The 26,154-nt window shown below is 53.5% G+C and carries 22 protein-coding genes; 14 read left to right on the top strand and 8 right to left on the bottom strand.

Translation table 11 applies throughout. The features are described from left to right. Positions 1-85: 85 nt before the first annotated feature. Positions 86-1,642, top strand: a complete 1,557-nt coding sequence (gene gatB / locus RHH81_RS02460; RefSeq protein ID WP_310743324.1) for an Asp-tRNA(Asn)/Glu-tRNA(Gln) amidotransferase subunit GatB — start codon at positions 86-88, stop codon at positions 1,640-1,642. Here the strand turns inward: gatB and RHH81_RS02455 are convergent. Genes RHH81_RS02455 through RHH81_RS02445 form a run of 3 tightly spaced genes read right to left on the bottom strand, consistent with a single transcriptional unit; the run spans position 1,625 to position 5,997 of the window. After that, the gene (locus tag RHH81_RS02455) at positions 1,625-3,130 is read right to left on the bottom strand and encodes an NAD(P)H-hydrate dehydratase (RefSeq protein WP_310743323.1); all 1,506 of its coding nucleotides are present in this window, start codon (positions 3,128-3,130) and stop codon (positions 1,625-1,627) included. The two genes, gatB and RHH81_RS02455, sit on opposite strands and share 18 nt — an antisense overlap. Continuing rightward, positions 3,127-4,263, bottom strand: a complete 1,137-nt coding sequence (locus RHH81_RS02450) for an anhydro-N-acetylmuramic acid kinase (protein WP_206200922.1) — start codon at positions 4,261-4,263, stop codon at positions 3,127-3,129. Before RHH81_RS02450 ends, RHH81_RS02455 begins: the two co-directional genes overlap by 4 nt. A gap of 9 nt (positions 4,264-4,272) precedes the next feature. Then, entirely contained in the window at positions 4,273-5,997 is a 1,725-nt protein-coding gene (locus RHH81_RS02445; protein ID WP_310743322.1) for an ABC transporter permease subunit, read from the bottom strand. A 148-nt stretch (positions 5,998-6,145) separates the two neighbouring features. Between RHH81_RS02445 and pyk the strand changes: the two genes are divergently transcribed. The 6 genes from pyk to RHH81_RS02415 all read left to right on the top strand — a co-directional run bounded on the left by pyk (position 6,146) and on the right by RHH81_RS02415 (position 11,750). Further along, positions 6,146-7,558 carry a pyruvate kinase gene (gene pyk, locus RHH81_RS02440; RefSeq protein ID WP_310743321.1) on the top strand — a complete coding sequence of 471 codons (1,413 nt, stop codon included), beginning with the start codon at positions 6,146-6,148 and terminating at the stop codon, positions 7,556-7,558. 82 nt (positions 7,559-7,640) lie between these two features. Further along, positions 7,641-8,348, top strand: a complete 708-nt coding sequence (locus RHH81_RS02435; protein ID WP_302678752.1) for an SIMPL domain-containing protein — start codon at positions 7,641-7,643, stop codon at positions 8,346-8,348. 9 nt (positions 8,349-8,357) lie between these two features. Beyond that, positions 8,358-9,710, top strand: coding sequence for a DUF3370 domain-containing protein (locus RHH81_RS02430; RefSeq protein WP_310437965.1), 1,353 nt, complete (start codon positions 8,358-8,360; stop codon positions 9,708-9,710). A 70-nt stretch (positions 9,711-9,780) separates the two neighbouring features. Next, positions 9,781-10,953 carry a molybdopterin-synthase adenylyltransferase MoeB gene (gene moeB / locus RHH81_RS02425; RefSeq protein WP_206200917.1) on the top strand — a complete coding sequence of 391 codons (1,173 nt, stop codon included), beginning with the start codon at positions 9,781-9,783 and terminating at the stop codon, positions 10,951-10,953. A gap of 162 nt (positions 10,954-11,115) precedes the next feature. After that, the gene (locus RHH81_RS02420) at positions 11,116-11,583 is read left to right on the top strand and encodes a photosystem I reaction center protein subunit XI (protein WP_206200916.1); all 468 of its coding nucleotides are present in this window, start codon (positions 11,116-11,118) and stop codon (positions 11,581-11,583) included. 50 nt (positions 11,584-11,633) lie between these two features. After that, positions 11,634-11,750 carry a photosystem I reaction center subunit VIII gene (locus RHH81_RS02415; protein WP_149820283.1) on the top strand — a complete coding sequence of 39 codons (117 nt, stop codon included), beginning with the start codon at positions 11,634-11,636 and terminating at the stop codon, positions 11,748-11,750. Positions 11,751-11,859: 109 nt separating this feature from the next. Here the strand turns inward: RHH81_RS02415 and RHH81_RS02410 are convergent, their stop codons facing one another. Further along, the gene (locus RHH81_RS02410; RefSeq protein WP_206200915.1) at positions 11,860-12,393 is read right to left on the bottom strand and encodes a tetratricopeptide repeat protein; all 534 of its coding nucleotides are present in this window, start codon (positions 12,391-12,393) and stop codon (positions 11,860-11,862) included. Positions 12,394-12,521: 128 nt separating this feature from the next. Between RHH81_RS02410 and RHH81_RS02405 the strand changes: the two genes are divergently transcribed. From RHH81_RS02405 to RHH81_RS02390, 4 genes are read left to right on the top strand one after another with little or no spacing between them, the layout of a single operon-like run. After that, positions 12,522-13,589: a hypothetical protein gene (locus RHH81_RS02405; protein WP_302677238.1), complete on the top strand. Its 1,068-nt coding sequence runs from the start codon at positions 12,522-12,524 to the stop codon at positions 13,587-13,589. Positions 13,590-13,644: 55 nt separating this feature from the next. Further along, positions 13,645-16,845: a tubulin-like doman-containing protein gene (locus tag RHH81_RS02400; protein WP_310453213.1), complete on the top strand. Its 3,201-nt coding sequence runs from the start codon at positions 13,645-13,647 to the stop codon at positions 16,843-16,845. Between the two features lie 27 nt (positions 16,846-16,872). Continuing rightward, positions 16,873-18,702: a hypothetical protein gene (locus tag RHH81_RS02395; protein ID WP_310743320.1), complete on the top strand. Its 1,830-nt coding sequence runs from the start codon at positions 16,873-16,875 to the stop codon at positions 18,700-18,702. Between the two features lie 10 nt (positions 18,703-18,712). Then, positions 18,713-19,396, top strand: a complete 684-nt coding sequence (locus RHH81_RS02390; protein WP_302677235.1) for a hypothetical protein — start codon at positions 18,713-18,715, stop codon at positions 19,394-19,396. 372 nt (positions 19,397-19,768) lie between these two features. Here RHH81_RS02390 and RHH81_RS02385 read toward each other — a convergent pair whose 3' ends face one another. From RHH81_RS02385 to RHH81_RS02370, 4 genes are all read right to left on the bottom strand, one after another. Then, on the bottom strand, positions 19,769-20,977 hold the full coding sequence (locus RHH81_RS02385; RefSeq protein WP_206200913.1) for an MlaD family protein: 1,209 nt from the start codon (positions 20,975-20,977) through the stop codon (positions 19,769-19,771). Between the two features lie 41 nt (positions 20,978-21,018). Then, the gene (gene nadB / locus RHH81_RS02380) at positions 21,019-22,659 is read right to left on the bottom strand and encodes an L-aspartate oxidase (protein ID WP_206200912.1); all 1,641 of its coding nucleotides are present in this window, start codon (positions 22,657-22,659) and stop codon (positions 21,019-21,021) included. A 31-nt stretch (positions 22,660-22,690) separates the two neighbouring features. Further along, positions 22,691-23,095 (bottom strand): photosystem II complex extrinsic protein PsbU, encoded by a 405-nt coding sequence (psbU, locus tag RHH81_RS02375; protein ID WP_302677231.1) that lies wholly within the window; start codon positions 23,093-23,095, stop codon positions 22,691-22,693. Between the two features lie 237 nt (positions 23,096-23,332). Next, positions 23,333-24,532 (bottom strand): adenylate/guanylate cyclase domain-containing protein, encoded by a 1,200-nt coding sequence (locus RHH81_RS02370; protein ID WP_206200910.1) that lies wholly within the window; start codon positions 24,530-24,532, stop codon positions 23,333-23,335. 316 nt (positions 24,533-24,848) lie between these two features. On the opposite strand from RHH81_RS02370, the gene RHH81_RS02365 reads away from it, so the two are divergent. From RHH81_RS02365 to rplI, 3 genes are all read left to right on the top strand, one after another. Next, positions 24,849-25,343: a Photosystem I reaction center subunit III gene (locus RHH81_RS02365; RefSeq protein ID WP_206200909.1), complete on the top strand. Its 495-nt coding sequence runs from the start codon at positions 24,849-24,851 to the stop codon at positions 25,341-25,343. Positions 25,344-25,379: 36 nt separating this feature from the next. After that, entirely contained in the window at positions 25,380-25,505 is a 126-nt protein-coding gene (psaJ, locus tag RHH81_RS02360; RefSeq protein WP_011058244.1) for a photosystem I reaction center subunit IX, read from the top strand. A gap of 176 nt (positions 25,506-25,681) precedes the next feature. After that, complete coding sequence (rplI, locus tag RHH81_RS02355; RefSeq protein WP_302678747.1) at positions 25,682-26,140, top strand: 50S ribosomal protein L9; 459 nt, start codon at positions 25,682-25,684, stop codon at positions 26,138-26,140. Positions 26,141-26,154 lie beyond the last annotated feature (14 nt).

The raw sequence follows: 26,154 nt of genomic DNA, 5'->3' as shown, positions 1-26,154 counted from the left end.
TGCTTTCACAGCCTTGAGCGTGTTCCATCCTTGGGAAAAGGGCTGTAAGCTGCTTTATAGTGGCGGTACCCTTGTGGAGTTTCTGATGGCAAAGGCAAAATCAAGCAAACGGCAAGCATCGAAAACCTCAAAAACATCAAAAACGGCGAAATCCACCCCTGTGGATCCCGCCAGTCTCACCTACGAGGCGGTGATTGGCCTAGAGATTCACTGCCAACTGAGTACCCAAACCAAAATTTTCTCGTCCAGCTCAACCCAGTTTGGCGCACCCCCGAATACCAACATTGACCCAGTGTGTTTGGGTTTGCCGGGGACACTCCCCGTCTTGAATGAAAAGGTGCTCGAGTATGCCGTGAAGGCGGGCTTAGCCCTCAATTGTCAGATTGCCCCCTACAGCAAATTCGATCGCAAGCAGTATTTTTATCCCGACTTGCCGAAAAACTATCAAATCTCGCAGTACGACCTGCCCATTGCCCAGCATGGCTACCTTGAGATTGAACTGGTGGATGACAACGGCACCGCCCACCGTAAAAAAATTGGCATTACTCGCCTGCACATGGAGGAAGATGCCGGCAAACTGGTTCACGCGGGGAGCGATCGCCTGTCTGGCTCCACCTACTCCCTAGTGGACTTGAATCGGGCAGGGGTGCCCCTTGTGGAAATTGTCTCTGAGCCAGATCTGCGCACGGGTCAAGAAGCTGCCGAATATGCCCAAGAACTGCGGCGTATTCTCCGTTACTTGGGGGTTTGCGATGGCAATATGCAGGAGGGGTCGCTGCGCTGCGATGTGAATATCTCCGTGCGCCCCGTGGGCAGCACCACCTTTGGCACCAAGGTCGAGATTAAAAACATGAACTCCTTTAGTGCCATCCAGCGCGCCATTGACTATGAAATTGAGCGGCAAGTGGCTGCCCTTAAGGCCGGTGAACCGATTGTTCAGGAAACCCGCCTCTGGGATGAGGCCACGCAGCAAACACGCACCATGCGGGTCAAGGAAGGCTCCAGTGACTACCGCTACTTTCCTGAACCCGATCTCGGCCCCATTGAAGTCAGTGCGGAGCAACTGGCCACTTGGCGTGCGGATCTGCCTGAACTGCCAGCGCAAAAGCGGCACCGCTACGAGACCGAGTGGGGCCTGCCCCCCCAAGATGCCCGTGTCCTCACCGATGAGCGAGCCGTTGCCGAATACTTTGAAGCCACCGTTGCCGCCGGGGCACCCCCGAAATTAGCGGCCAACTGGATCATGGGGGATATTACCGCCTATCTCAAGGAACAAAAACTGGCGATCGAGGCACTACCTCTGAAACCTGCTGAATTGGCGGAATTGATCCAACTCATTGAGGCGGGCACTATCAGTAGCAAAATGGCCAAGGATCTGCTGCCGGAATTACTGGCTCAAGGTGGCTCCCCGAAAGCCCTTGTCGAGAAAAAAGGCCTCAGTCAAATCTCCGATGTGGCTACCCTAGAGGCAATGATTGATGAAGTGCTAGCAGCGCACCCCAATGAACTGGAACAATACCGCGCGGGCAAAACGAAACTTCAGGGCTTCTTTGTTGGCCAAATCATGAAGAAAACAGCAGGGCGAGCCGACCCGAAGCTGACCAATCAACTCTTGGCCAAAAAGCTAAACGCCAGCAGTTAGAGCAGCGTGCAGCGTCGGTAACAGGTGGGCAATCAGTTGTTCAGGATAGACCCCTAGAGCAGTGGCCTCTCGTTCTGCCTGAAGGCCGGCTTGGGCATGCCACCAAACCCCACCATAGGTGGCGCTGAGGGCTTCCTGCTGCGCCAAAAGGCCACCAATGAGGCCAGTGAGAACATCCCCACTACCCCCTCGGGCAAGGGCAGGGGTACTGTGGGGGTTGATCCAAAGCTCACCCTTCGGAGAGGCAATGGCTGTGCGTGCGCCCTTGAGAAGAACAATGGCATTACTGCGGCTCGCGGCGGCGGTCACTTGATCAAGGCGATCGCCGGTGACAAGGTCTGGAAAGAGCCGCCGAAATTCGCCATAGTGGGGGGTCAAAATGGTCGGACTTGGCAGCGGCCATGGCGAGAGCGTCGCTAGGACATTCAAAGCATCGGCATCCAAGACAAGGGGTTGCCCGGCATCGAGAACGGTTTCCACAACGGGCACCGCCTCAGGGGTTAGCCCCGGCCCACAGGCAATGGCTGAGAACTTGCTCAAGTCTAGTGGTTCCGGCAAGCCAGCGATCGCCCCCCTCGCTGTTTCTGGACAGCCAACAACAATGGCATCGGGGACTCGTGAGAGCACAAGGGACTTCAGGGACTGGGGCACCGCCACCACCAGCATTCCCACACCCGTACAGCGTGCAGCAAGGGCACTGAGGAGAATACTGCCGCCAAACTGGGCAGAGCCGCCAATGAGTAACAGTTGTCCCTGCTGATACTTGTGGGTAATGGGCGATCGCGACAGGGGCAATTCTTGCCAACAGGAAGCATCTAAGCAATATCGCCGAGGCGCAGTCGCCAACACCGCTTCAATCAGCGTCGAGGGAACATCAAAGGGAATTAACACCCCCTGCCCCACCCAAGGCTGTGCTTCCTCTACCAGTAGCCCCCGCTTCCAGAGTCCTAAACAGAGGGTGCGATCGGCCTGAATTGCCGTACCCAAAACTGCCCCGGTATTACTGTGTAGCCCCGAGGGGACATCAATACTCACCCGTGGTTGCCGCCACGTGTTGATTTGGTCAATGGCAGCGGCAAGTTCACCCGTCAGTTCCCGCTCTAGGCCAAAGCCAAAAAGACCATCCACGATCAGGTCAACCTCTTGCAAGCTGTCCACTGTCTCGACAAAGGGCAGACCGAGAAAGCGGGCATAGCGGGCATGATCTGCCGTCAGGGGTTTCAAACGTTCAAAGGGCTGCCAGACCTTCACCCCATAGCCGCGGTGCCATAGTTCCCGCGCCACCACCAGAGCATCGCCGCCATTGTGCCCCGGACCGGCCAAAACCCCAACACGGGAATACGGTGGAAACTGACGCTGGAGAAAGTCGCTGAGGCGTTGTCCCACCTTTTCCATCAGGGCAGCCACTGGAAAGCCGGCATTGAACATCGCCCCTTCGATTGCCTGCATTTCAGCCGTGGTGACAATGGCTGGAAAGGTTGTTTTCATGACTGTCCCACCCAACACTGACCCAAGGGAACCGCTTGGCGCGCACCTGTGACTTGGGGCAAATTCCCCGGCAAGCCCAACTCATGCCAGTAGGCGAGAATAGCGAAGGCGATCGCCTCTTTGGCATCCACCGGTACGCCCGCCGTCGCAGTGGTTTCCACGGGAATGTCTCCTAAATGCACCTGAAGGCGCTCCCTGAGAAAACGATTGTGGGCACCGCCGCCACAGAGGAAGAGCCGCTGCGGTTTTTGGGGCAAAAATTGGCGATAGCTCTCAACCATACTGCGAGCCGTAAATTCCGTCAGTGTGGCCAGCAGATCCGCAGGCGCCAGACCAGCAGCCTCAGTGCGGCATCGCTGCCAAAAGGGCAGACCAAAGTATTCTCGCCCTGTGGACTTTGGCGGCAGCTGCTGAAAGAAGGGGTCTTGCAGCCAGTGCTCTACTAGGGGATCGATAATTTTGCCCTGCCGCGCCCATGCCCCATCGGCATCGTAGGTGAATTCACCCCCCGATAACTCCGTTACGGCCAGATCAAGCAGCACATTGCCGGGACCTGTATCCCAACCCATGACCCCTTTGCCCTCAGGATCCTCTCGTTGAGGCGGCAAGTAGGTAACATTGCCGATGCCACCGATGTTTTGCACACAGCGGACTTCCGTGGGATGACTGAGAAGACACCAATCGATCCGAGGCACAAGGGGCGCTCCTTGGCCGCCTAGGGCAATATCTTGAGCACGAAAGTTAGCAATGGTGGTAATCCCCGTGCGCCAAGCAATCCAATCTCCCCGTCCCAGTTGTAGGCTGTAGCCGAGGCGATCGCCCGTGGGGGGGCGATGAAAGACCGTTTGGCCATGGGAGCCAATGAGATCTGCGCGGGGATATCCCTGTTGAACCGTTTGTGCTGCCAAAGCAAAGGCCTCGGCGATCGCCTCATCCAACTCCGCCAACGCTGCAAGGGTCAAGGGTTTTGCGCCACAAATGTCGAGAATCTGCTGCCGTAGGGCTGTGGGATAGGGCACCGTACAAAAATTCAGCACCTGTACCTCAAGGTCGCGATCGCCCCCCTGTAGCTCCACTAAGACCGCATCAATGCCATCCACCGAGGTACCGCTCATGAGGCCAATAACGCGCATCTTCACCGCCTACAGCAGTTGATACTTGGTTTCCGCCAAGCGGTAGAGGGGGCGCCAAACCAAGCGGTTGGTCAAAACCACCAATAGTGACATGACTGCCGTGGCGGCCATCAGTAGGGGAAAATCCCCCCGAACGCTAGCCTCAGAAATCGTGGCCCCCAAGCCAAGGGTTTGCTCCGTTTGATTCTGAAATTCCACATATTCACTGACGATGCTGGAGTTCCAAGCGCCGCCTACCGCCGTAATGATGCCCGTAATCAAATAGGGAAAAATGCCGGGCAGGATCAGGGTGCGCCACCGCTGCCACCAAGAGAGTTGATAGATCACCGCTGCTTCAAATAATTCCGTGGGAATCGCTTGGGCACCGGCAATGACATTAAAGAGGATGTACCACATCGTGCCCAGCATCATCAGCGCCACAGAGCCAATCTCCAAACCCCCACCCACATTGGCCAGCGCCAACAGCAGCACTGGAAACAGCGCCGTAGCCGGTACCGATGCCGCAATTTGGACAATGGGTTGCAACACTTGAGCAGCACGGGGATTGCGACCGATCGCCACCCCCACTGGAACTGTCCACAGTAGGGAGAGAACCAGTGCCACCGCTACCCGCACCGTGGTCAGAACCGCCCCTAGACCAATTTGCTGCCAATCTTGCCAACTGACACCAAACATTTGCCGCAAAAAGGCGATCGCTCCCCAACCCACGAAGGCGGCAAAAATCAGCAAAATGATGGGGGTTATCGGCCAGTTGCCTTGGTCATTCTGGGGGGCAACAGATTGACGTGGGTGTTTGGGGCGCAACTGCTCATCCAGTCGTTCCCAGGCGGGGGCAAAGATATTTTGGTGGAAGGCTCGCAACGTGGGCGATCGCCGCAGGAAATCAAGAACGAAGGATTTAGGCACATTCTCCGCCTCGACCATTTCCATCTTGAATTTTTCGCCCCAAGCAATGAGAGGGCGCCACACCAGAATATCAATTACAATAATGATGCCAATTAATACCGCCAGACCGTAGGCCAATGCTGCATAGTCCTGTTGGTTGGCTGCTTCCGCCAGATAGGAACCCAACCCCGGCAACGTAAAGGTTTTCTCGCCAATGGTAAAGGACTCGATTGCCATCAGGAAAAACCAGCCCCCCGCCACTGACATCACACTATTCCAGATCAGGCCAATGGCACCCGCTGGCAAATCCAGCGTCCACACCTGCTGCCACCACCCCAGCCGATAAATTTTTGCCACCTCCCGCAGCTCTCGAGGCACGCTAATCAAAGACTGATAAAAGCTAAACGTCATATTCCAAGCCATTCCCGTGTAGATGAGGATAATGGCCGCCAATTCCACGCCAATACGGCTCCCCGGAAAGAGGGCAATCAGTGCCAGCACCACCCCCGGCAAAAACGACAGCACGGGAATCGATTGCAGAATATCCAGCAGCGGCAGCAGGATTTTTTCAGCAGTGCGATTGTAGTAGGCAATATAGGAATAGAGGATGCTAAACACCAAGGAGATGATGTAGGCAATCAGCATCCGCAGCAGCGTTTGAGCGGTGTAACTGGGCAAGACCGCTGGACTCAGCTCAATGGTGATCGTGGGGTCATACTGTCCTGTAAACTGCGCCGCCGTGTTGACAATCCAAAAGATCAGGGCAATCAAGGCCAAAATAATCAGGCCATCTTGCCAAGTCCAAGCACGATTCAGCGTTTGATTATCGGGGGTAAGGGGGCGTGCCATCGCGGCCTCCAGCGGTAGTCTCCACGAGGCAAATTATAGCCACATCCCTGTAGCCACAAAAGTTAATGTCCAATGCAAGCCAGAACACCACCGGACTCCCTGACCTATGCCTAAGATTTAGGAGAGCAGGAAGTTATCCCCCTCTCCTATGCTGTTTCGTCGCACCAAAATTGTGGCCACCATTGGCCCTGCCAGTCGATCGCGGGAAGTGATTCAGCAGATGCTAACCGCCGGCATGAATGTGGCACGGTTAAATTTCTCCCATGGTGACTATAAAGATCATGCCGAAACCATTACTCTGCTACGACAAGTGGCCAATGAAGCAGCAACCCCCTTAACCCTGCTGCAAGACTTGCAAGGGCCGAAGATTCGCGTTGGCCAGCTTCCTGAAGGGAGCATCGAATTAGTGGAAGGGGAGCAAGTCCACCTCGTGCCGCTCACTGAGGAAGAGACACAAGGCATTGGCATTGATTATCCCTATCTTGCCGAAGAGGCGCAGCCGGGGATGCAGGTGCTCTTGGATGATGGCCTCTTGGAATTGGTGGTCGAGGCCATTGCGGGAGATCGGGTCACCTGCCGGGTGGTGCAGGGGGGCACGCTCAAAAGTCGTAAGGGGGTAAACTTGCCGGATCTCAATCTGCGGCTGCCTTCCCTCACAGACAAAGACAAGCAGGATATTCAATTTGGCCTTGAGCAGGGGGTTGATATTATCTCCCTGAGTTTTGTGCGCCGAGCTGAGGATCTCTGGGAGTTGCGGGAGTACTTGGCGGCCCACGGTGCCAGTGATATGCCCGTGCTGGCAAAAATTGAGAAACCCCAAGCAGTGGAAAATCTCTCAGCGATTTTGGGGGTGGCCGATGCAATCATGGTTGCGCGGGGCGATCTCGGTGTGGAGATGCGGGTAGAGAAGGTGCCGCTGCTGCAAAAGCAAATTATTCGCGAGTGCAACTACCGCAGTATTCCTGTGATTACAGCAACCCAAATGCTAGAGAGCATGATTCACAATCCCCGTCCGACGCGGGCAGAGGCCAGTGATGTCGCCAACGCCATTCTTGATGGTACAGATGCGGTGATGTTGTCGGGCGAATCTGCTGTGGGGGCTTTTCCTGGGCAGGCGGTGAAGATGTTGGCGCGGATTGCAGCGGATGTGGAGCCGCACCTTGAGTTTGACAATATGCCCGCCTACCGCAATGATGAGACCCATGCCCTGGGTGAAGCCTTAACCACCATTACTCAAATCCTCGATCTGCGGGCGATCGCCTGCTTTACGGAAACGGGCTATACCGCAACCATTGCCTCTGGGGAACGGGTGAAACCCATGATTGTCGCCTTTACCGATCGCCCCCGCGTTTATCACTGGATGAATTTGCTCTGGGGTGTGAAGCCGATTCTTTTGGAAACGCTGCCTATGACGTTTGAAGGGATGATTGCCGTGGCTGAAAACCAACTCAAGGAGCGCCAGATGGTCACTGAGGGCGATAAAATTTTGATTCTGGGCGGCATTCCTGCCCAAACTCCCCAAGGAACGAATTTTATTAAAATTCATACCATTAGCGCCTAAAGGGGAACAGAATCCGAGTGGGAGGCGGTCTGGAGAGAAACAAGGTTCATGAGTTTTTTGCTGAGCTGTGGTGAATACCGCTGTGAAACATCCGTTAACGCCTTTTTATACCCTCAGTCTTGCCGCGCTTCTTGTTGGGGGATCTGTGGTGGTTGCTGAGCGACCCGCCGTGAGCCAAGAAGCCCAACGTACCCTGACGGTTACAGGTCGAGGGACAGAAGCCATTTCAGCAACTCTTGCCCAAGTCAGCCTAGGGGTCGAGGTGCAAGGTCGCACGGCTCAAGAGGTACAGCAAGAGGTGGCGCGGCGAGCCAATGCCGTTTTGGCGGTTCTGCGGGCACGGGAAGTCAGTCAACTGCAAACCACGGGGCTGAGCCTCAGTCCCAATTATCAGTACACCAACAATCAGCGGATACTGGTGGGCTATATCGGGCGCAATACGGTGAGTTTTCGCATTGCTAGCGATCGCGTGGGGCCCCTTCTTGATGCTGCTGTCCAAGCTGGCGCAACCACGATTGACAATATTAGCTTCACCGCACCAGAGGCGACGATTGCCGCTGCCCAACGCACTGCCCTGCAGCGCGCGACCCAAGATGCCCAAAGTCAAGCCCAAGCGGTACTCAGTGCCCTCAATCTCCAACCGCGCCAAGTGGTGAGCATTCAAATTAATCAGGCGGCACCCCCGCCAAGACCCCTTGCCGTTCGCGCAGCAAACATGGCCGATAGCACCCCTGTGGTGTCCGGGGAATTACAGGTAGAGGCGAGTGTAACGCTGCAAATGAGCTACTAGGTCTCGGTAATGTCTGTTGATTTCCGTTGGTGGTTGGCGAGCGGTGCGGCCTTGGTTGTCATTTCCCCAGTGCTAGCTCAGGCGCCGGCAACAATTGAAAAACCGCAAAAAGTGCTCCCTTTACCGGGTGCCCTTGATCAGGTGCCTGTGTTGAATAGCAATAGCCCAGAGGTGGTGCAGCGATCAGGGATTCTCCTGTCCACATTTCCGCCAGAGGGCAAAGCAACTCCTAGTGCCCACTTGAACTTTGCTTTTCGCGATCGCTTTGATATTTTTGCCCACCATATTGCGAAGCCCCTCGACCCACAGGATCTCACGACCCTCTACCTAGGGATTCTCGCCTACAACCCCAGTTCTGAACCGGTAACGGTGAATTTGATCCATGCCGCCAGTTACTTGAGTCAGCCGGATGCGCCCTTTCGTCCTCTGCCCAATCAGCAGGCCAATGATCTCGGCCAAGTTTTTGCTGGTCCGGGCGATCGCGTCATGCTGGATATTTTGCGACAACGGCGGCAATCGGGATGGCCCGCACAAATCATGATTCCCCCGCGCAGTTATGCCCTGATCGCCAATTTACCGATTCCGGTCAAGGGACTCGACCCCCCCCTCAATGGCCGTTCGCTGCTGATTCGTGCCCGCAGTAGTGGCAACCTCTACCTCGCCAGTTTAGCCCGCTTTGGCAATGAACCGCCGACCCTAGAGCAATGGCAGCAGACACTGACGGCAGGGGAATTGGTCACCCCCCGCGATCGCGCCCCCACCCCCCCCGATCAAGGGGGCAGCATTATCTATGGCCGAGTGGCGGGTGTCGCCCTTGGCTCCCGCTGGCACAATCCCCAACAACAACCAATTCCGATTCCCGCCGCGGGGACCGCCTTCTCCTATCCCATTAGTTCGTTAGTGGCAGGGCGCTTGGGCACAGGACAAGTGCAAACGGCTCCCCTCGTGGTGCGCTATCCCGATACGGCCTATGCTGCCCATGGCAACTATGGCATTGAATATGATCTGGTGCTACCGCTACAAAACACCAGCGATCGCCCCCAGACCCTGCGCCTTGCCCTCCAAACCCCCATCAAATTCGACGCCCCCGCCAGGGGCTTACGGTTCTTTGCTGAACCACCCAACCGCATCTTTTTCCGAGGCAGTGTCCGATTGCGCTTCCGCGATGATCAAGGCACCCCCCAAAGTCGGATCATTCACCTTGTCCAACGCCAAGGCCAGCAGGGGGACGATCTGGTGCGGCTCACGCTACAACCCCAAGAAATCCGCTGGGTACAGTTCACCCTGCTCTATCCGCCGGATGCCACCCCCCCGCAAGTGTTGACAATTGAAACCTTGGCAGATCCTCTGTCGCGCCCCTAAGTAAAATAAGAAAATCCCCTCACCCTTGCTGATCGGGTTAGATCAGCCGCATTTGTTATGAAGGGCTACCATGCTAAATCCAGACCTTTCTACGATTGAACTCACGAAAGACGACTATGAACGCTATTCCCGCCATCTGATTTTGCCAGAGGTGGGTGTTGAGGGTCAAAAACGCCTCAAAGCTGCCAGCGTGCTTTGCATTGGCACGGGTGGATTGGGATCGCCTTTGCTGCTCTATCTCGCCGCTGCCGGTATTGGCCGCCTTGGCATTGTAGATTTTGATGTGGTGGATAGCTCCAATTTGCAACGGCAGGTGATCCACGGCACCTCTTGGGTGGGCAAGCCGAAAATTCAATCGGCGAAGCACCGCATCCTTGAGATCAATCCCTACTGCCAAGTGGATCTCTACGAAACTCGCTTGAGCGCCGCCAATGCCCTTGAGATTATGGCGGACTACGACATTGTGGTGGATGGCACCGATAACTTCCCCACCCGCTACTTGGTGAACGATGCTTGTGTGCTCCTGAATAAGCCCAATGTCTATGGCTCCATCTTTCGCTTTGAGGGCCAAGCCACGGTCTTTAACTATGAAGGCGGCCCCAACTATCGTGATCTCTATCCGGAACCGCCGCCACCGGGCCTAGTGCCCTCCTGTGCGGAAGGGGGCGTTCTTGGGATTCTGCCGGGTATTATTGGCGTCATCCAAGCCACGGAGACGATTAAAATTATTCTTGGCAAAGGCACAACCCTCAGTGGTCGCCTCTTGCTCTTCAACGCCCTAGAGATGAAATTCCGTGAACTCAAGCTGCGCCCAAACCCCGAACGGCCAGTCATTGACAAGCTCATTGACTACGAAGAATTTTGTGGTATTCGCCAAGCCAAAGCACAGGAGGCCGCCCAAATGGCAGAAATTCCCGAAATGACCGTCCAGGAACTCAAAGCCCTCATGGACAGCGGTGCCCAAGATTACGTTCTTGTGGATGTGCGCAACCCCAACGAGTACGAAATTGCTCGGATTCCCGGCGCTGTACTCGTTCCCCTCTCGGAGATTGAAAATGGCCCCGGTGTGGAGAAAATCCGCAATCTGGTGAATGGCCATCGCCTCTTGGTGCACTGCAAGATGGGGGGTCGCTCTGCCAAAGCCTTGGGCATACTGAAACAGGCTGGCATTGAGGGGATCAATATCAAAGGGGGCATCAACGCTTGGAGTCAGGAAGTCGATCCCAGCGTACCCACCTACTAACCCCAACTTGAGGGCGGGGCTGCGTAAGGGGATGTTGCGATACATGAACTTTCTTAAAGAGATGAACGCTCTCTCTCGCGCGATCGCCCGCCCTTGCCTAGAATAACCACTTAGGTTCGTGCCTGTGCGCGGACATGACGGAATGCTAGGGAAATAAAAATCATGGCAGAAGAACTGGTTAAGCCATACAATGGTGATCCCTTTATCGGTCACCTATCTACACCCATTTCTGACTCTGGCCTAGTCAAGACCTTTATTGGCAATCTCCCCGCCTATCGTCAAGGCCTCTCGCCCATTCTGCGGGGGCTAGAAGTAGGGATGGCCCATGGCTACTTTCTCATTGGTCCTTGGGTCAAGCTCGGTCCCTTGCGGGATTCCGATGTGGCCAACTTGGGCGGTTTAATTTCTGGTATCGCCCTGATTTTGATTGCCACAGCTTGCCTAGCTGCCTATGGCCTTGTGAGTTTTCAAAAGGGTGGCAGCAGCAGCGATCCCCTGAAAACCGGTGAGGGTTGGAGTCAGTTTACGGCTGGCTTCTTTGTGGGGGCTATGGGTGGTGCCTTTGTTGCCTTCTTCCTCCTCGAAAACTTTGCTGTTGTGGATGGCATCATGACCGGCCTCTTTAACTAGGGTCTTGGTCACACTTTACTTTTGATCACCCAGAAGGAGAACCGCTGATTATGATGGGATCTTACGCTGCATCCTTTTTGCCTTGGATTTTTATTCCCGTGGTGTGCTGGCTGATGCCCACGGTGGTGATGGGGTTGCTGTTCCTCTACATCGAAGGAGACGCCTAAACCGAGGGGTAGCTTATCCAGCTAAATACACAGAGTGAATTGCGAACTGGTTGGGGAATGTCCTAGCCAGTTTTTTATTGTTAACCAGTTTTTGCTTGACGAGGGATCCTCAAGCCGCCGCGCCACTCAGCCGTTTTTTCAGGGAATTCACCCGCCGTTGGGCGATCGCATTGTTGGGGTCGTATTTCAGGGTGTGCTGATAGGCCTCAAGGGCTGGCTGGGCTAGATTCTTTTTCTCATAGGCATGGCCTAGGTTGTTGGCAGCCGTGATGTACTCAGGCTGATTTTTCAGAGCCTCCTTGTACTGGCGAATTGCGAGATCATACTGCTCCTGCATGAAATAGGCATAGCCAAGGGCATTGTAGATGGGAGCCACATAGGTTTCACCTTCACTTTCAGCCGCCTTCAGGGCTTTTTGAAACAGGGGAATCGCTTGACTGGCCAGTTTCTTTGTCAGGTAGATGCTGCCGAGTTCAAAGTATTCTTGAGTGGTCCCTGGTTCCTGCTTGAGTTTTCGTTGCAGGCGTGCCAAAGTAGATTCAATGCGGCGGGTTTTGAGGATTTGTTTGACCACAAACCAAGCTGAGACGCCGAGTAGAATAATCAACACACTTAAATAAACCGCAGGTAAGGCATTCTCCATGGTAAGTCGTATCCCCAGTAACAACCGATCATTCTAAAATTGAGGCTCTACGCATTTATTCCTTAGGTCTATGATAAACAGAGGCGACCCCTTTAACCCTAGAAATCTCGCAATTTAAGCCACTGACTATGAATCCACCTGTGGTTCCCGGCAATCGTCCCCTCACCCCCCAGCAAAAGGACGGGTTGGCGTGGGTTGGGCGTTGGGGCGGTCGGGATGTGGTGCTGGCGATCGACCTCACGGAAAGTGTCGGCCTCAATGATCCAGGGCGGCTCCACCTACGGCAGATCATTGAAAAAACCTTAACCAAGGGGGACACCGTTCATATTCTGCCCTTTGCCATGACGGTGCGATCGCCCGTGGTCTTTGAATACCAAGGGTCTGTGGATATTCCCAAAATTTTAGAAGCGGTGCCCATGAATGCCGGCACTGAGCAGGGTACCGATATTATGTGTGCCGAACTCTTTGTCTATCGCTATTTGGCGCAACTCAACCAAGACCGCCTCCACAATCAGCAACCGATCAAAAACCAGTCGGTGATTTGGATTACGGATGCTCCCCTCAACCTTCCCCAAGGGCAAGCGGATCAATGGATAGAAGTCCCCAATAGTGTCTGTGGTCTAGCCGATACCCCAGAAGCCCAAGAGCGCAGCCAATGGTTTGCGGCTCTACCAATGCAGCAGCGCAGTATTCAGCCCGGCAACTTTCAGCTAACCGTTGTCGATGTGCCAGCCACAGTGCAGGAATTTTGTACCCCTAAACCCGGCGGCGGCGACATCTGTCTAGTGGACGCCTATCTTCGGGGACAACTGGGGTGGCAGATTCTGCTGGCGAGTGTCTTGGGGGTGTTGGTTCTTGGGGCTGGCTTGTGGTTCGCTGTGCATTGGCTGCGGCAGCAAATTCCTTGGTCTGTCACTGTTCAGGTGGGGGATCAAGAGTATCGCTTTGCCCTCAAGCATGGCCAAAAAATTGGTGTCGGCGGTAGTGTCGCTGGTACGTTCTTGGTGGTGCCTTTGCCCAGTATGATGGCGATCGCCATCCTTGAACGGCGAGATCAAAACCTGATCATTCATGCCCTAGAATCAGGAGAACTCACCTGTGATGGTCAGCCAATCTTTGGCTCGATCACCATTCCTAAACAGCGTAGCTTTGCTCTCCTTGCATACAAGGATAAAATCATCAGGATAACCCTATAAAGTGATTCCTTAAGGTTGATCTCTTTCGTTTAGCAGCAGACTCATAGGGGGCTGGATGTTTACCACAGATACCGCAGAAAACAATAATTTGACCGTTATGCCCGTTATCTGCGTAGGGCTAGGGGGCACCGGGCGAGATGTTCTGGTACGCATTCGCCAAAATATCATTGAAGAATTTGGTTCCTTGGCCGATCTACCCATCGTCAGTTTTGTGCAAATTGATACCGATCGCGGGGGGCCCATTCCCAGTTACCGAGGCCAAAGCATTGAATTTACCCCGGCTGAGGAAGTCCATATCCGCGTTTCCCTCAACGAAGTCAATGAATTTAAGCAGAACTACGAACGGCGGAAAAAAAATACCTATGTGCAAAATTCCGACGACCATATCCTTGAATGGTTTCCCGATCAACTGATTCGCAACCTCAGCGCCATTGAGCAGGGAGCAGGTGCCGTGAGGGCAGTGGGTCGTTTTGCCCTCTTCAAAAATTATGATCGGGTGGTGAGAACCTTGAACTTAGCCCATGGCCGTGTGGTTGGTGCTGATGCGGGTGCCCTGATTGCCCGTGGCATCGAAGTCAGGCCGGGGTTACGGGTTTTTGTGGCGGGTTCCCTGTGCGGCGGTACCGGTAGCGGCCTGTTTCTCGATATCGGCTACATTCTGCGGCGGCTCTTTGCCGAAAGTGTGCCCAACTTTGAAACCTACGGCTACTTTGTCGTCAGTCCCGATCTCTACGGTGGCAACGATGTCGTCAAGGCCAACTGCTACGCTGCCCTCAAGGAATTGGACTATTACACCCGCAAGGGCACCATTTTTAATGCCCAATACCCCGGCGAACGCCGTCTAGGGGAGTCTCGCCCGCCCTACGACTACATCTACTTGATGTCCAACGCCACCCCCGGCGGCACATTCATCATTCCCCCAACGGATCCCAACGCCAAGGGCAAAATCGCCAACACCATTGCTCAGAAAATTTGCCTCTTTTTGAGTAGTAGTGCGACGGCTGCCGCTGCAATCTCTGCCCGTGACAATTTGCGTTCCATTGATGCCACCGAAGAATACGATAAACACCCCCGCCCAAATCGCCAGCGCTACATGGCCACTGGACTGGCGAGCATTTACTTCCCCCAAGACAAGATCAATTTGCTGGCCGCCAACCAAATCAAAATTCAAGTGTTAGAGTTCTGGAAAAATGGTCTTGGTCAAGCCCCCACTAACAGCCAAATGCAGCAGTTCTATACAAGTCAATTTGACTGGGGGACGGATGATCTAGGGCAACTGCTGAAACAACGGTTAGAAAAAGTCCCCGTGCAGGGAGGAACGCTAAGTGCCAATTTAGAACGCTGGCGCAACGATCAATATAGTCAAATTAGTGCAGCCCAATCCCGTGGGCAACAAGATCTGTTAAAAACGCAATTTCCCCAGAATGCCATGGCACTGCTGAACTATGTGCGCCCTGCAGAGAACAGCAAAGAACGGGGGGTTTGGCTCACGCCAATTGTTGAGCACACGTCAGACGTGACCAATGACATCAAAGCCAGTATTGAAAAATTTCTAGAGCAAATCCTGCAACCAGATCACCAATTCTTTGGCCTCGACAATGCCATTAACTGGCTACAGGGACTCAAGACTAACTTCGAGCGTGTCCGTGCTCAATACGAGGCGAATCGTCCCCAAAATGCTGATGCGGAACTGCGCAATATCACTACCCAACTGCAAAATGAGGTGCAGGCAATTCAGGGGCAGCTTCTTCCCTTTGGCAAAACGGCAAAAATTCAAACTGCCTTTCGGGTGGCTGTGGATCAAGTGCTGACCCTCGCTCGCCAAAATTACCAATCGCAGGTGAGTCGTCAAGCCCGGGTGGCTACAGAAGACCTGATTGTATTTACGAATCAAAAAATTGCCCAGTTGGTGCAGTTACGCAACTTCATCCAAGAAAATATCCTCGTACTGCAACGGCGGGGTGAAAAGCTCTCGGAAGTCAATGTTCAAGAGCGAATTGGCTTGCCCATTGTCAATCCCCAAGACACCGAAAATGCGATTAATGCGGTGTTGCCCCCCAAGGAAGGGGAGCGGCGCTTGGCTCTGGAACAGCTTTCTACTGAGGTGATTCAAAAAGCAGTGGTTGTCAGCACAGAGGCGCCACCGAGCTTAGAACGCTTCCTCAAACCCCAGTTTACAGCGGAAGTTCCCATTGCCCTTGATCAAGTGGTGGACAGACGGATTTCGACCTTGATGCTGGCACTGCGGGGATCGGCAATTCAGCGTTTTATGGAAATGGGCAGCCGCGAGCAGTTGATTGCGTATTTAACATCGCTGAAGAATCAGTCGGACATTCTGCTGCCTCTGAATCTTAATGACGGCTATTTTAACAACGCCCCCCATAAGCGAACGGTCTTCATTGCCTATCACCAACCCCCCACAGAGGATGCCTATGTGCAGGCCTTTACCCAACTGCTGACGGAAACAGGGATACTGGGGAATGCACAGCGGGTGCAATTGCCGGCGTCAGAACAGCATCAAGTGATTTTCATGACGGAGTATGCCGGCTTTCCCCTGCGGTTGATCAATGATTTGACGGCCAAGAATTTCCAGTATGCCTACGAAAACCGAGGCGACGCGGGCAATTTTGACGCCCTGCATACCAATAAAACGATTACGCTCACGGATATTTTGCCGCCCCCGCCAGAAGTGGTGCGGGAAGTGCAGGAGCTGTTCTTTAAGTGCCTCGGCTTGAGAATGTTTGCCCTAGAGGGCGATAATCTTGTCTTTGATCCTAAAAACAAGGGCAGGAAAATTACCTTTGGGAATGATTGGTCAGTCGTTATTGATCAATTAACTTGGGTGCAGATTCGCAACCAAGATCAACGTACCATGACATTAACAGATGTCCTTCACCAACAACTGAATGGGGTAATTGAGCTTCTAGTGAGTAATCCCCCGCAATGGCAAAAGGACTATCGGCCACATGTGATGACACTCATTGAGGAAATTCGCGCCTACTCACCCGATCACATTAACTTTGCCATGGTGCCAATTGTGGCAGGGACAGAGATTCAAGGCCTCACGGAGATTGCCCAAAAGGGCATTCTTGAGGAGTTGATTGAGGAACTGGACAAACGCATTGAGGATCGCTGGAGCCAAACATTGACCTCGGGTACAACTCGGAGCGATCGCCTACTCAATCAGTCACCACCCCCTGAGCAACAAGATGTTGACGCGGCAGATGAGGATGATCAAGACAAACTAGAGCAATAACGCATTGTTTTCCCTGAGGTAAAAAGAATGGAGCTGTTTAGCCTGTTTCTAGAAGAGGTGCAGGGTTCGCCCATCCTCCAACTCTTTATTGGCACGCCGATCCTCATTGCCTTTATGAGTGCTGTGCTGCGGTGGCGCCTTTTTTTACGGTTAATGGAGTTTATCCGCTGGCAGTGGGCTGTGGCCAGTGAGACGACACAAGCGCCCGTTCTCATTCAGAACCTGCGGCAGCGGATGACGCGCTGCTTAGAAAAGTACGACGAGATCAATACAGTTACCTTGGTGGACTACATGCTTGGCCAAGAACGGCTGTGGGGCATGTCCCTAGAACAAATTGAGTACCTGACACGGGTAACCCCCAACTTACTGATTGCGATTGGGTTGCTGGGCACGTTTTTGGGAATCACGATCAATGTCTTTAGCATCATCGACAACTTGGGAACACTGGATATTTCTGCCCTTCAAGGGGAAAATCCTGCCCAACAGAATGTTGTGATTCAGGAATTGTTCACTCGGTTCCGTCAGCCGCTGCGGGGAATGGCGCTGGCCTTTGTGTCGAGTTTGGTCAGCCTTTCGCTGGGAATTTTGCTAACCTTTATCAATTCTATTTGGAATACCACTTTGGCACGGCGGCACTTTTTCACAGCTGTAGAACTGTATCTGGATCATGAACTAGCTAGTGAACAACGAAACCCCACTGGACGGTTGATTAAATCCATTGATGACAACTTTTCTATCTTTTTAGAGAACTTCCATGAAACTGTCACTAGCGCAATTAGAGAACCCCTCGAGCGGGAATTGGCCAATCTTAGGCAAATGTACAGCAGGAATATTGAGCTAGCGGAGAGGGTCTTTGCCAGAATCGATAACGCAGCGGGCAATCTTGTGTCTGGGGCAAATATCTTTCAGACCGCAGTGCAGACATTGGAAAATAGCGAGTTTGCGGAGAAATTTAGTACGGCAACACAGCAACTTGCGCAGTTTATTGATCAGTTGACGACAGCGGCGGCGCGATCGCAAGAACTGAATAGTCAAGTGATTGCCCTGACCACCAAGGTTTCAGAAACCCTAGAGCGGGTCAATCGCACCCACGTGAATTTTGAGGAAATTGCCAGCGATCTCAGCACCACCACGACCACCTTTAGACATATTCACGACATGGTTTTGGGCTTGGTCAACCAGATTGAGCAGGTGAATCGGCAAGTGGCGCAGAAGTCCACGGAACTGGCACAAGTCGCAGATCAACTGACGGAACTGCTGGCGATCGCCCAAAGATCACAAAATACCCTGAGCCAAAATCAACAGGAACTCCTAACGATGCTGCGCTCTATAGAGCGACTTAGTAATGATGTTGGCCAACACCTCCTCCAAGGGAATGAGGAACTGCGGCAAGTGCGTTTTGGTGTTAGCAAGTTTTGCACGGAAGTGTCCAATATTATTGAGCAGAACAAAACCAGTCAAGAGCAGTTGCTCACTCTTTTGAGGAAGAATACCTCCCATGTCGAACAACTGAGTACAGCCGCAAACCAAATTTCCCGTGTCACAGAGCAGTTGGATCGGCAATATAAATCCCTCACCGACCAGTTAACAACTCTCAGAAATAGCTTTGAAAACTATCGCAAGCAACGCTCCGCAAGCGATGGCGATCGCCAGAGCCAGATCAAAGCCCTTGAGAAGTGCCTAGAGCAAGTGACGGATCAAATTACCCAAGTGGTCAACGAGCAGTTAAGCCAATTGAAGAAACACAGCCAAGACTCTAGCCAATCAATGACCAAAGCCGTTCAATCCCTTGAGCAAATCAATGGCAACTTGGTGACTCTCTCCCAAAAAATTACACCCGCTCCCACGCAAACTTAGGTAATTGTCTATGCGCCCACTCCGTCGCTCTTGGCAACAGGAATCAGAGGACTTCAACCCTTGGATGTCCTACACGGATCTGATGTCTGGCAGCTTGCTGATTTTGAGCTTAATCACGTTTTTCATGATGATTTTTATGATTGTTAATCAAAAACAAGTGAATGAACTGAGAAAACAGCTTCAAACCCAACAGACTGTCCAAGGACCGCCGCCGATTCTCTTTATTCCAGATAATGAAAAATTTCGTTTCCCTGCGGGCAGTGCGCAACTCTCTGAACCGTTTCGCCAATACATTTGGGTAAATTTAGCCTCAATGGTTATGGATACCCGTGAAAAGTATGGTATTGACACCGTGGAAATCATTGGCCATACCGACGGCCAGCCCAATCAAGGCAGTGGCAGTAATCTCGATACATTGCTAGAGCAGGCGGCAGCCAGTAATACATTGAACCGCTTGACCCCCGGCTCGAATGCTGATCTCGGTCTAATGCGGGCACTGGCGATCGCCAACGAACTCCGCAAGGCCCAAGCAAAACAACCCAAACTGGCTGGCCTGAAATTTCGCGCCTACTCTGCGGGGCAGCTCTACTTGCTCAATGGTCAACTCGCACCAGCGAACCGCAATCCAGATGCTTCCCGGCGTCGTATCGAAGTGCGCTTTACCCGCACAGGAGAAACCCGAACAGCTCGTTAAAATCAACGTTACGGATTTTTACGTCGGGATTGGGCACGGGATATTTTGGAAAAGGGCTGTACTAAACGCCAATCCTTGCCTTGCTAGAGCAGGCGGCAGCCAGTAATACATTGAACCGCTTGACCCCCGGCTCGAATGCTGATCTCGGTCTGATGCGGGCACTGGCGATCGCCAACGAACTGCGCAAGGCCCAAGCAAAACAACCCAAACTGGCTGGCCTGAAATTTCGCGCCTACTCTGCGGGGCAGCTCTACTGGCTCAATGGTCAACTCGCACCAGTAAACCGCAATCCAGATGTTTCCCGTCGTCGTAGCGAAGTGCGCTTTACCTGTATGGGTAGCACAGAAACCGCCCGCTCAACCAATTGCCAACCTAGGGATCACTGGTCACGGCAGCTTCTTCCTCTTTGGGGGGCGTCGCAGCCACACTTGGACTCGGGGCAGGGTTGGGGGGTGGTGGCTGAGTTTCTCCTAGGGAAGTGGCATGGAGTGCCAAGAATTGCTGCTCAAGCTCCTCACTCGAAGCCAGTAGGCGGCTGAGGATTTTAATGAGGCGTCGCAAATCAGACTGGAACGATTCATCGCCCGTGAGTTTGAGCAAGTCATTCGTGAGTTTTTGGGCATTGATAAATGTTGCCCGTGCTGCATCTAGGGTTTGGGCGATCGACAGCATAATGATAGGACTGCTCAGTGTCCCAGAGACTTTATTGAGATTGGCTGCTGCCTCAGCACCATTTTTAATGAGGGCATCCAAATTGGCCAATAATTCCCCCTGCTCCAGCTGCTTGGTCAGGGGACGAAGGGCATGAAGCGTGGTTCTCAGATCGCGGGCCGCGCCATCAATGTTGCGCAAGGCGGAGTTAATCGTGTTGCGGTTGACCTCAACCATTTCACTGATCTGGTTGGCCGCACGGGTCACCGCTTGCGAGGCTGTGCTAAAGTTCCGTAGTTCAGCACGGGCTTCATTACTGAGGGCGTTGAAACTATCGAGGGCAGTGGTCACCTTCGTCAGGGATTGATCGGCACGATTGACGGTGCGGGTTGCGCCCAGAATGAGGGTATTGGCGTTATTGATAATCCCTGATTCTTCCAGCGCTAGGGTAAAGCGGGTAGCTGCCCGTATGAGGTCTTCGAGGCTGGCTGTTCGGACGCCCGTCACGCGATCGCCATTGCAGTAAATCAAGTCTGGTTGGCACTTGGGGGCAAAGGCAGTGACGCCCTCGGGAATCTCCGGTACTCGCTCCTTGGGGGTAAAGTCCAAGAAAGCCTGACCAATAAAGCCCGACTGGCGAATCTCCGGTACAGCACTACGGGGAATCAACACATTATTGACGCGCACACTCACTTGGACACCATTGGCGTCAAACCCAATGGCCGTGACGCGACCCACTTGGACACCGCGATAGCGCACCTGTGTCCCCACCGCTAAGCCGGGTGCTGTATCCAATTCCACCTCAAGGGTGTAGCTATTGGTACCGGCAAGGTTGCCCCGCAACCAGAGTAGGCCGACCCCTAATGTGGCTAAGCCCGCAAGGATCACCAGACCCACCAAACTTTCCTGCACACGCCGTGACTGCATCATAGGGATAGATCACCGCAAAAAATTTTTGGAATCTATAGCAACTATAGTTTACTCTGGACGCCTTGAATTGCCGCTTTTTGCCAGTGCTCTCCCCAAATTAGGGTGTGCATTTGCCAATTGGGATCGGGTTGGGGGTAGTCTTGACGGTAGTGGCCTCCGCGGCTTTCCTCCCGAAAGAGGGCACTTTTGAGAATTAAGTAGGCAATGTCCAAGAGATTGCGTAGCTCGCCCCATTCCCAAAGAGTTGTCTGGGCGGCTGTATTGCTGAGGGTATAGCAGTGATTGGGGTTGAGTTCACGAAGGGCGATCGCAATCGGATGAGCCAGCAATTCTTGGCGCCATTCTTTCACTTGGGAAAGAGCGGCCATCAGTGTGGGAGCATCGCGACAAATGCCAGCACTTTGCCACAGGAGTTCCCGCAGATCTTGGCGCCACTGCCGAAAACTCACTGGCTCAATTTCAAGGGCTTGCTGGCTAACAGGGGACACCGCCAAGGGAAGGGGCTGAGGGTGCAGATGTGCCAGTTGAGCTGAAAAGACAAAGCATTCCAAAAGGGAGTTACTCGCAAGGCGATTGGCACCGTGGACACCAGTACTGGCAACTTCACCAACGGCATAGAGGCCGGCAAGGCTGGTCTTGGCCTGTAAATCGGTGACGACTCCTCCCATCCAGTAATGGGCTGCTGGAGACACGGGAATGGGTTGCTGTTCAACATCAATGCCCCACTGCCGACAGACAGCAATGATTTTCGGAAAACGGTAGTGCAGGCGATCGCGAGAAATCGGTCGTAAGTCCAGCCAGACATGGGGGGCATGGCTCTGCTGAAGGTGACGGTAAATGGCGCGACTGACAATATCCCGTGGTGCCAGCTCGCCAGCAGGATGGTAGTCCGCCACAAAGCGATGCCCTGTGTGGTCTATGAGATGTGCCCCTTCACCGCGCACTGCTTCACTGATCAGAAATCGCGGTGCTCCCTCAACGGCAAGAGCGGTGGGATGAAATTGGAAAAACTCGACATCCCGAATGTGTGCTCCTGCCCGCCATGCCATTGCCACACCATCGCCAGTGCTTAAGGGGGGATTCGTGGTTTGGGCAAAAACTTGACCGCCGCCCCCTGTGGCGAGAACAACTGCCCCCGAGCGCAGCCACTGAAGTTGTCCCTGACGCAACAGACACACCCCACAGCATCGTCCCGACTCTAGCCACAGATCAAAGACAAAGCTATTGGGCAGAAGCGCGATATGGGGTGCAGCAGTGACCTGTTCGAGCAGTGTTGTAATCAGGGCTTGACCTGTGGTGTCAGCGGCATGAAGTACCCGAGGACGAGAATGAGCCGCTTCGAGGGTCAGAGCCGGGCGATCGCCCACGCGATCAAAAGCTACCCCCATCGCCAAGAGCCGCTCCACCTGTGCCGGTGCCTGCTCAACCAAAAACTGGACACTCACTGGATCACAGAGGCCAGCCCCCGCAGCAAGGGTATCTTGGGCATGGAGTAGGGGAGAATCCGCCGGGTCAATGGCCGCAGCCATACCACCTTGTGCCCAGCCACTGGCAGATTGTCGAAGGTCAGTTTTGGTAATCAGGCCAATGCGATAGCTAGGGGGAAGGGCAAGGGCAGCACTGAGACCCGCAGCACCACTGCCAATGATTAAGACATCAAATCCAGAAGTTGCGGGAGTCAACGCTAACCCAAAATTGATCTAATGAGGGTAGTTATTTGTATAGCCCATTATTATAGCGATCGCCACCCTCAACGAGAGCCGTTTCCACCTCGGTCACGGTAAAGTGATCCAAGTTTTCCCGCAGAATTTCCTTTTGCCGCTCCGTCAAGCCGGGAATATTCAGGACATCTTCAACGGATTGGTAGGGGGCATTTTTAACGATTAACTTAGCTAGGGTTGGGTATAACCCCCGGTATTGAATAAAGGCGGCAATGTTGGTATTGTTAAGGTCAATTTTTTCACCATAGGCAGTGCCAAGTTTCTCATCTATCACATTGACCAGTTCTTCCTCGGTGGATGCAGTTGCCGCCAAGGTTGGGGCACTCCAGTTGATCCAGCCCAACAGGCTAACGCCCACGAAGTAAGCCAGTGCTAGCCAGCGGCCCAAACGTTGCATAATTCCTTTACCTCCCAAATCTCACAGGTCATTACAAAAAACAGCGGTTCATTAAGAGTCAAAGCAAAGAACTGACCACATCGCACAGCGAGCGCAGGCGGCGGTAGCCGATCGCCAGCAGGGTGACAGAGGAAACTGAGGCATCACGCCCACAATAGACTGATGTCTAGACTGCCCCCTACAGGTGATTCAATAATATCAGAGGGAGGCCGTCCCTTAATCCCTTTTTTCAGGTGTTTAGTGCAGGGTGTCCCTACCTTTGATGGCTTGGGCAAGAAACCGATGGAGGTCATCAAAGCTGCCCACGTAGGCGGGTACAGGAGCATCATAGCCCTTGAGGTTCAGCACTTGGGGTCGAAAGGGGACAACGGTTGGACAAGACTGCACAAGGTAGTGGTAGGTGGTTGCCCCCATAGCCAGATCAGCGGCAATGGTTTTGGTGGCACTCTCAAGGCGAAAGGCAGCGTTAACGGTATCTCCCAGAGCAGTATAGTCGGGGCGATCGCCACTCCCCGTATTACCCACCATGGCATAGCCCGTATTCAAACCAGAACCAATGCGCAGTGGCCACGGCAAGGGATAGTGCTGGTGCAGTTCTCCCGTCATCAGCCGTAAATCCTCTAAGGCAGAGAGGGTGTGGCAAATTTCTTGATAGCCAATCTCCTCGCTTTCGTGGATCCAAACCGCCATGACCGCATCGCCAATGTACTTATCAACCCAACTGCCGTACTGACGAATAATCTCGCCCGCCCGATGAAACCACGTGCCAATTAGCTCCGACAGTAGCTCCTCTTCGAGTTGCCGCGTTAGCTTGGTAAAGTCACGAATATCCACCACCAGAACCGTCAACAGGCGGCGGACATGGAGCAGTGCTGTGGAGGAGCCTTCGGATTGAGGCAAAGACAGAGTGGCATTTTCGGCAAATAGGGAGGCAAAGGGTTCGTTAAAAAAGTCCAGTTCCGTTTGGCCAAAGGTAATGCGATCGCCATTGTGCAAGGCCACGGGAATACTGACGCGGCGACCATTGACGAACGTGCCATTGCGACTGCCGAGATCAATGAGATAAAACTCCCCCTGTCCCATGCGCTGAATCATGGCATGGTTCCGTGACATCCAGCGATCGCTGAGCACAATGGAATTGTCTTCACTGCGGCCAATGGTCCAGCAGTTCCCCCCTGTCAAGGGAAAATAACAAACCGTGTCCTCACTCACCAGTGCCAGATGGGGTTCTGAGGGGGGTGGGGTCTCAAGGTGAACGACCTCAGGGGCGCCGGGAATCTGCGAGAGGGTATGGCGGAGTTGATTAATAATTTGCTGCTGACGCAAAATAATCGCCACTAACTGTTGGGCAGGTAAGGTCTCGAGGATCTTTTGGTCGGGCAAGTTAAAGGTCAGGTCAGCATCCATGGGGGGTAAAATAGGAGAAACACTTTTCATGGTTGCGAAATCACCGTGGGTCAGCTCTCCCCCCAGCGCCACCGATGTGTAGATGTTTCAAAGTCAAATCCAGCAATAGATCCAGTCTAGCAAAGGAGCTTTGTCTGGCTCAATAGATGCAGTTTGTGCGGTAGCACCAATCAACCATAGAACGATCGCCAGAGGAAGCATTAGTCAGCATTTGCCCTCGTAAAAATTATTAACCTTTCCCCTAGGGTTGGGTTGAAGCCCATCCGCTAAAATGATGGCAGCTTTGGGAGGGATTGCTCTCTCCGTGAATGCACTTTGACCTGTCTGCATTTGAGGACAACACTCCATGCGTCGATTGTTAGCCCTACTCCTTGTCTTGACCCTGTGGCTAGGTTTTACCCCTCTAGCCGCCGCTGATGTGGCAGGACTCGTCCCCTGCAAAGATTCTCCTGCCTTTCAAAAACGTGCTGCCGCTGCTGTGAATACCACCGCTGATCCCGCCTCCGGTCAAAAACGGTTTGAGCGCTACAGCCAAGCCCTATGCGGCCAAGATGGTTTGCCCCACCTCGTTGTGGATGGTCGCCTCAGCCGTGCCGGTGATTTTCTCATTCCCAGTGTGCTCTTCCTGTACATTGCCGGCTGGATTGGCTGGGTGGGTCGCGCCTACTTGATTGCTGTGCGCAACAGCGGTGAGGCCAATGAAAAAGAAATCATTATTGATGTGCCCCTTGCCATCAAATGCATGCTCACGGGGTTTGCTTGGCCATTGGCTGCCCTCAAGGAGCTGGCATCGGGTGAACTCACCGCCAAAGACAACGAAATCACCGTTTCCCCTCGCTAGCTTCACTGTTTGTTGACTGTCATAAGGACGAGTACCATGAAACACTTTTTGACCTATCTTTCCACCGCGCCCGTGCTGGCCGCCATTTGGATGACGATTACCGCTGGGATTTTGATTGAGTTTAATCGTTTCTATCCCGACTTGCTCTTCCATCCCCTCTAAGTGAACCCTTAACTTTGGAACAAACTCGGTACAAGGGTGGAACAGCGTTCTGCCCTTTTTTTGTCGCAATTGCTGCCGAGAGGCTATAGAATACTTATTTGTCCTAAAATAGCAGCCGTAGCCACCAGCGCTGACGCTTGCTGTTAACCCATCCAGTTCAATGAAAGAGGATCCCCATGGCAAAGCGGGTGCAAGTTGTCTTGAATGAAACCGTCAATAAACTCGGGCGAATGGGTCAAGTTGTCGAAGTCGCCCCCGGCTATGCCCGTAATTACCTATTTCCAAGAGGGATTGCCGAGCCAGCAACCCCCAGTGCCCTGCGGCGCGTAGAGCGGCTCCAAGAAAAAGAACGGCAGCGGCTCGCCGAACTTAAAGGCGTTGCTGAAAAACAAAAAGCCACCCTCGAAAAACTGGCCACCATTACCATCTCAATGCCCGTGGGCGAAAAAGATATGCTCTTTGGCAGCGTTACACCCAAAGATGTGGCCGATGCGATTCAAGCGATTACGGGTGAAACCATCGATCGTCGCGAAATAACTCTGCCGGAGATTCGCAAATTGGGCACCTACACGTCTGAAATCAAGCTTCACCCCGAAGTGAGTGTCAAACTCAATATCCAAGTCGTTGCCGATTAGGGCTAGCCTCCTTG

Source organism: Thermosynechococcus sp. PKX95, assembly GCF_031583295.1.
Lineage (GTDB): Bacteria > Cyanobacteriota > Cyanobacteriia > Thermosynechococcales > Thermosynechococcaceae > Thermosynechococcus.
Note: the sequence above shows the minus strand (reverse complement) of the source record. Positions and strands in the feature narration are given on the sequence as shown.

Bases quoted from the DNA above. Each gene is read 5' to 3' on its own strand.
- gatB (WP_310743324.1), top strand. From the start codon at position 86: ATGGCAAAGGCAAAATCAAGCAAACGGCAAGCATCGAAAACCTCAAAA.
- RHH81_RS02455 (WP_310743323.1), bottom strand. From the start codon at position 3,130: ATGAAAACAACCTTTCCAGCCATTGTCACCACGGCTGAAATGCAGGCA.
- RHH81_RS02450 (WP_206200922.1), bottom strand. From the start codon at position 4,263: ATGCGCGTTATTGGCCTCATGAGCGGTACCTCGGTGGATGGCATTGAT.
- RHH81_RS02445 (WP_310743322.1), bottom strand. From the start codon at position 5,997: ATGGCACGCCCCCTTACCCCCGATAATCAAACGCTGAATCGTGCTTGG.
- pyk (WP_310743321.1), top strand. From the start codon at position 6,146: ATGCTGTTTCGTCGCACCAAAATTGTGGCCACCATTGGCCCTGCCAGT.
- RHH81_RS02430 (WP_310437965.1), top strand. From the start codon at position 8,358: ATGTCTGTTGATTTCCGTTGGTGGTTGGCGAGCGGTGCGGCCTTGGTT.
- moeB (WP_206200917.1), top strand. From the start codon at position 9,781: ATGCTAAATCCAGACCTTTCTACGATTGAACTCACGAAAGACGACTAT.
- RHH81_RS02420 (WP_206200916.1), top strand. From the start codon at position 11,116: ATGGCAGAAGAACTGGTTAAGCCATACAATGGTGATCCCTTTATCGGT.
- RHH81_RS02415 (WP_149820283.1), top strand. From the start codon at position 11,634: ATGATGGGATCTTACGCTGCATCCTTTTTGCCTTGGATTTTTATTCCC.
- RHH81_RS02410 (WP_206200915.1), bottom strand. From the start codon at position 12,393: ATGGAGAATGCCTTACCTGCGGTTTATTTAAGTGTGTTGATTATTCTA.
- RHH81_RS02405 (WP_302677238.1), top strand. From the start codon at position 12,522: ATGAATCCACCTGTGGTTCCCGGCAATCGTCCCCTCACCCCCCAGCAA.
- RHH81_RS02400 (WP_310453213.1), top strand. From the start codon at position 13,645: ATGTTTACCACAGATACCGCAGAAAACAATAATTTGACCGTTATGCCC.
- RHH81_RS02395 (WP_310743320.1), top strand. From the start codon at position 16,873: ATGGAGCTGTTTAGCCTGTTTCTAGAAGAGGTGCAGGGTTCGCCCATC.
- RHH81_RS02390 (WP_302677235.1), top strand. From the start codon at position 18,713: ATGCGCCCACTCCGTCGCTCTTGGCAACAGGAATCAGAGGACTTCAAC.
- RHH81_RS02385 (WP_206200913.1), bottom strand. From the start codon at position 20,977: ATGATGCAGTCACGGCGTGTGCAGGAAAGTTTGGTGGGTCTGGTGATC.
- psbU (WP_302677231.1), bottom strand. From the start codon at position 23,095: ATGCAACGTTTGGGCCGCTGGCTAGCACTGGCTTACTTCGTGGGCGTT.
- RHH81_RS02370 (WP_206200910.1), bottom strand. From the start codon at position 24,532: ATGAAAAGTGTTTCTCCTATTTTACCCCCCATGGATGCTGACCTGACC.
- RHH81_RS02365 (WP_206200909.1), top strand. From the start codon at position 24,849: ATGCGTCGATTGTTAGCCCTACTCCTTGTCTTGACCCTGTGGCTAGGT.
- psaJ (WP_011058244.1), top strand. From the start codon at position 25,380: ATGAAACACTTTTTGACCTATCTTTCCACCGCGCCCGTGCTGGCCGCC.
- rplI (WP_302678747.1), top strand. From the start codon at position 25,682: ATGGCAAAGCGGGTGCAAGTTGTCTTGAATGAAACCGTCAATAAACTC.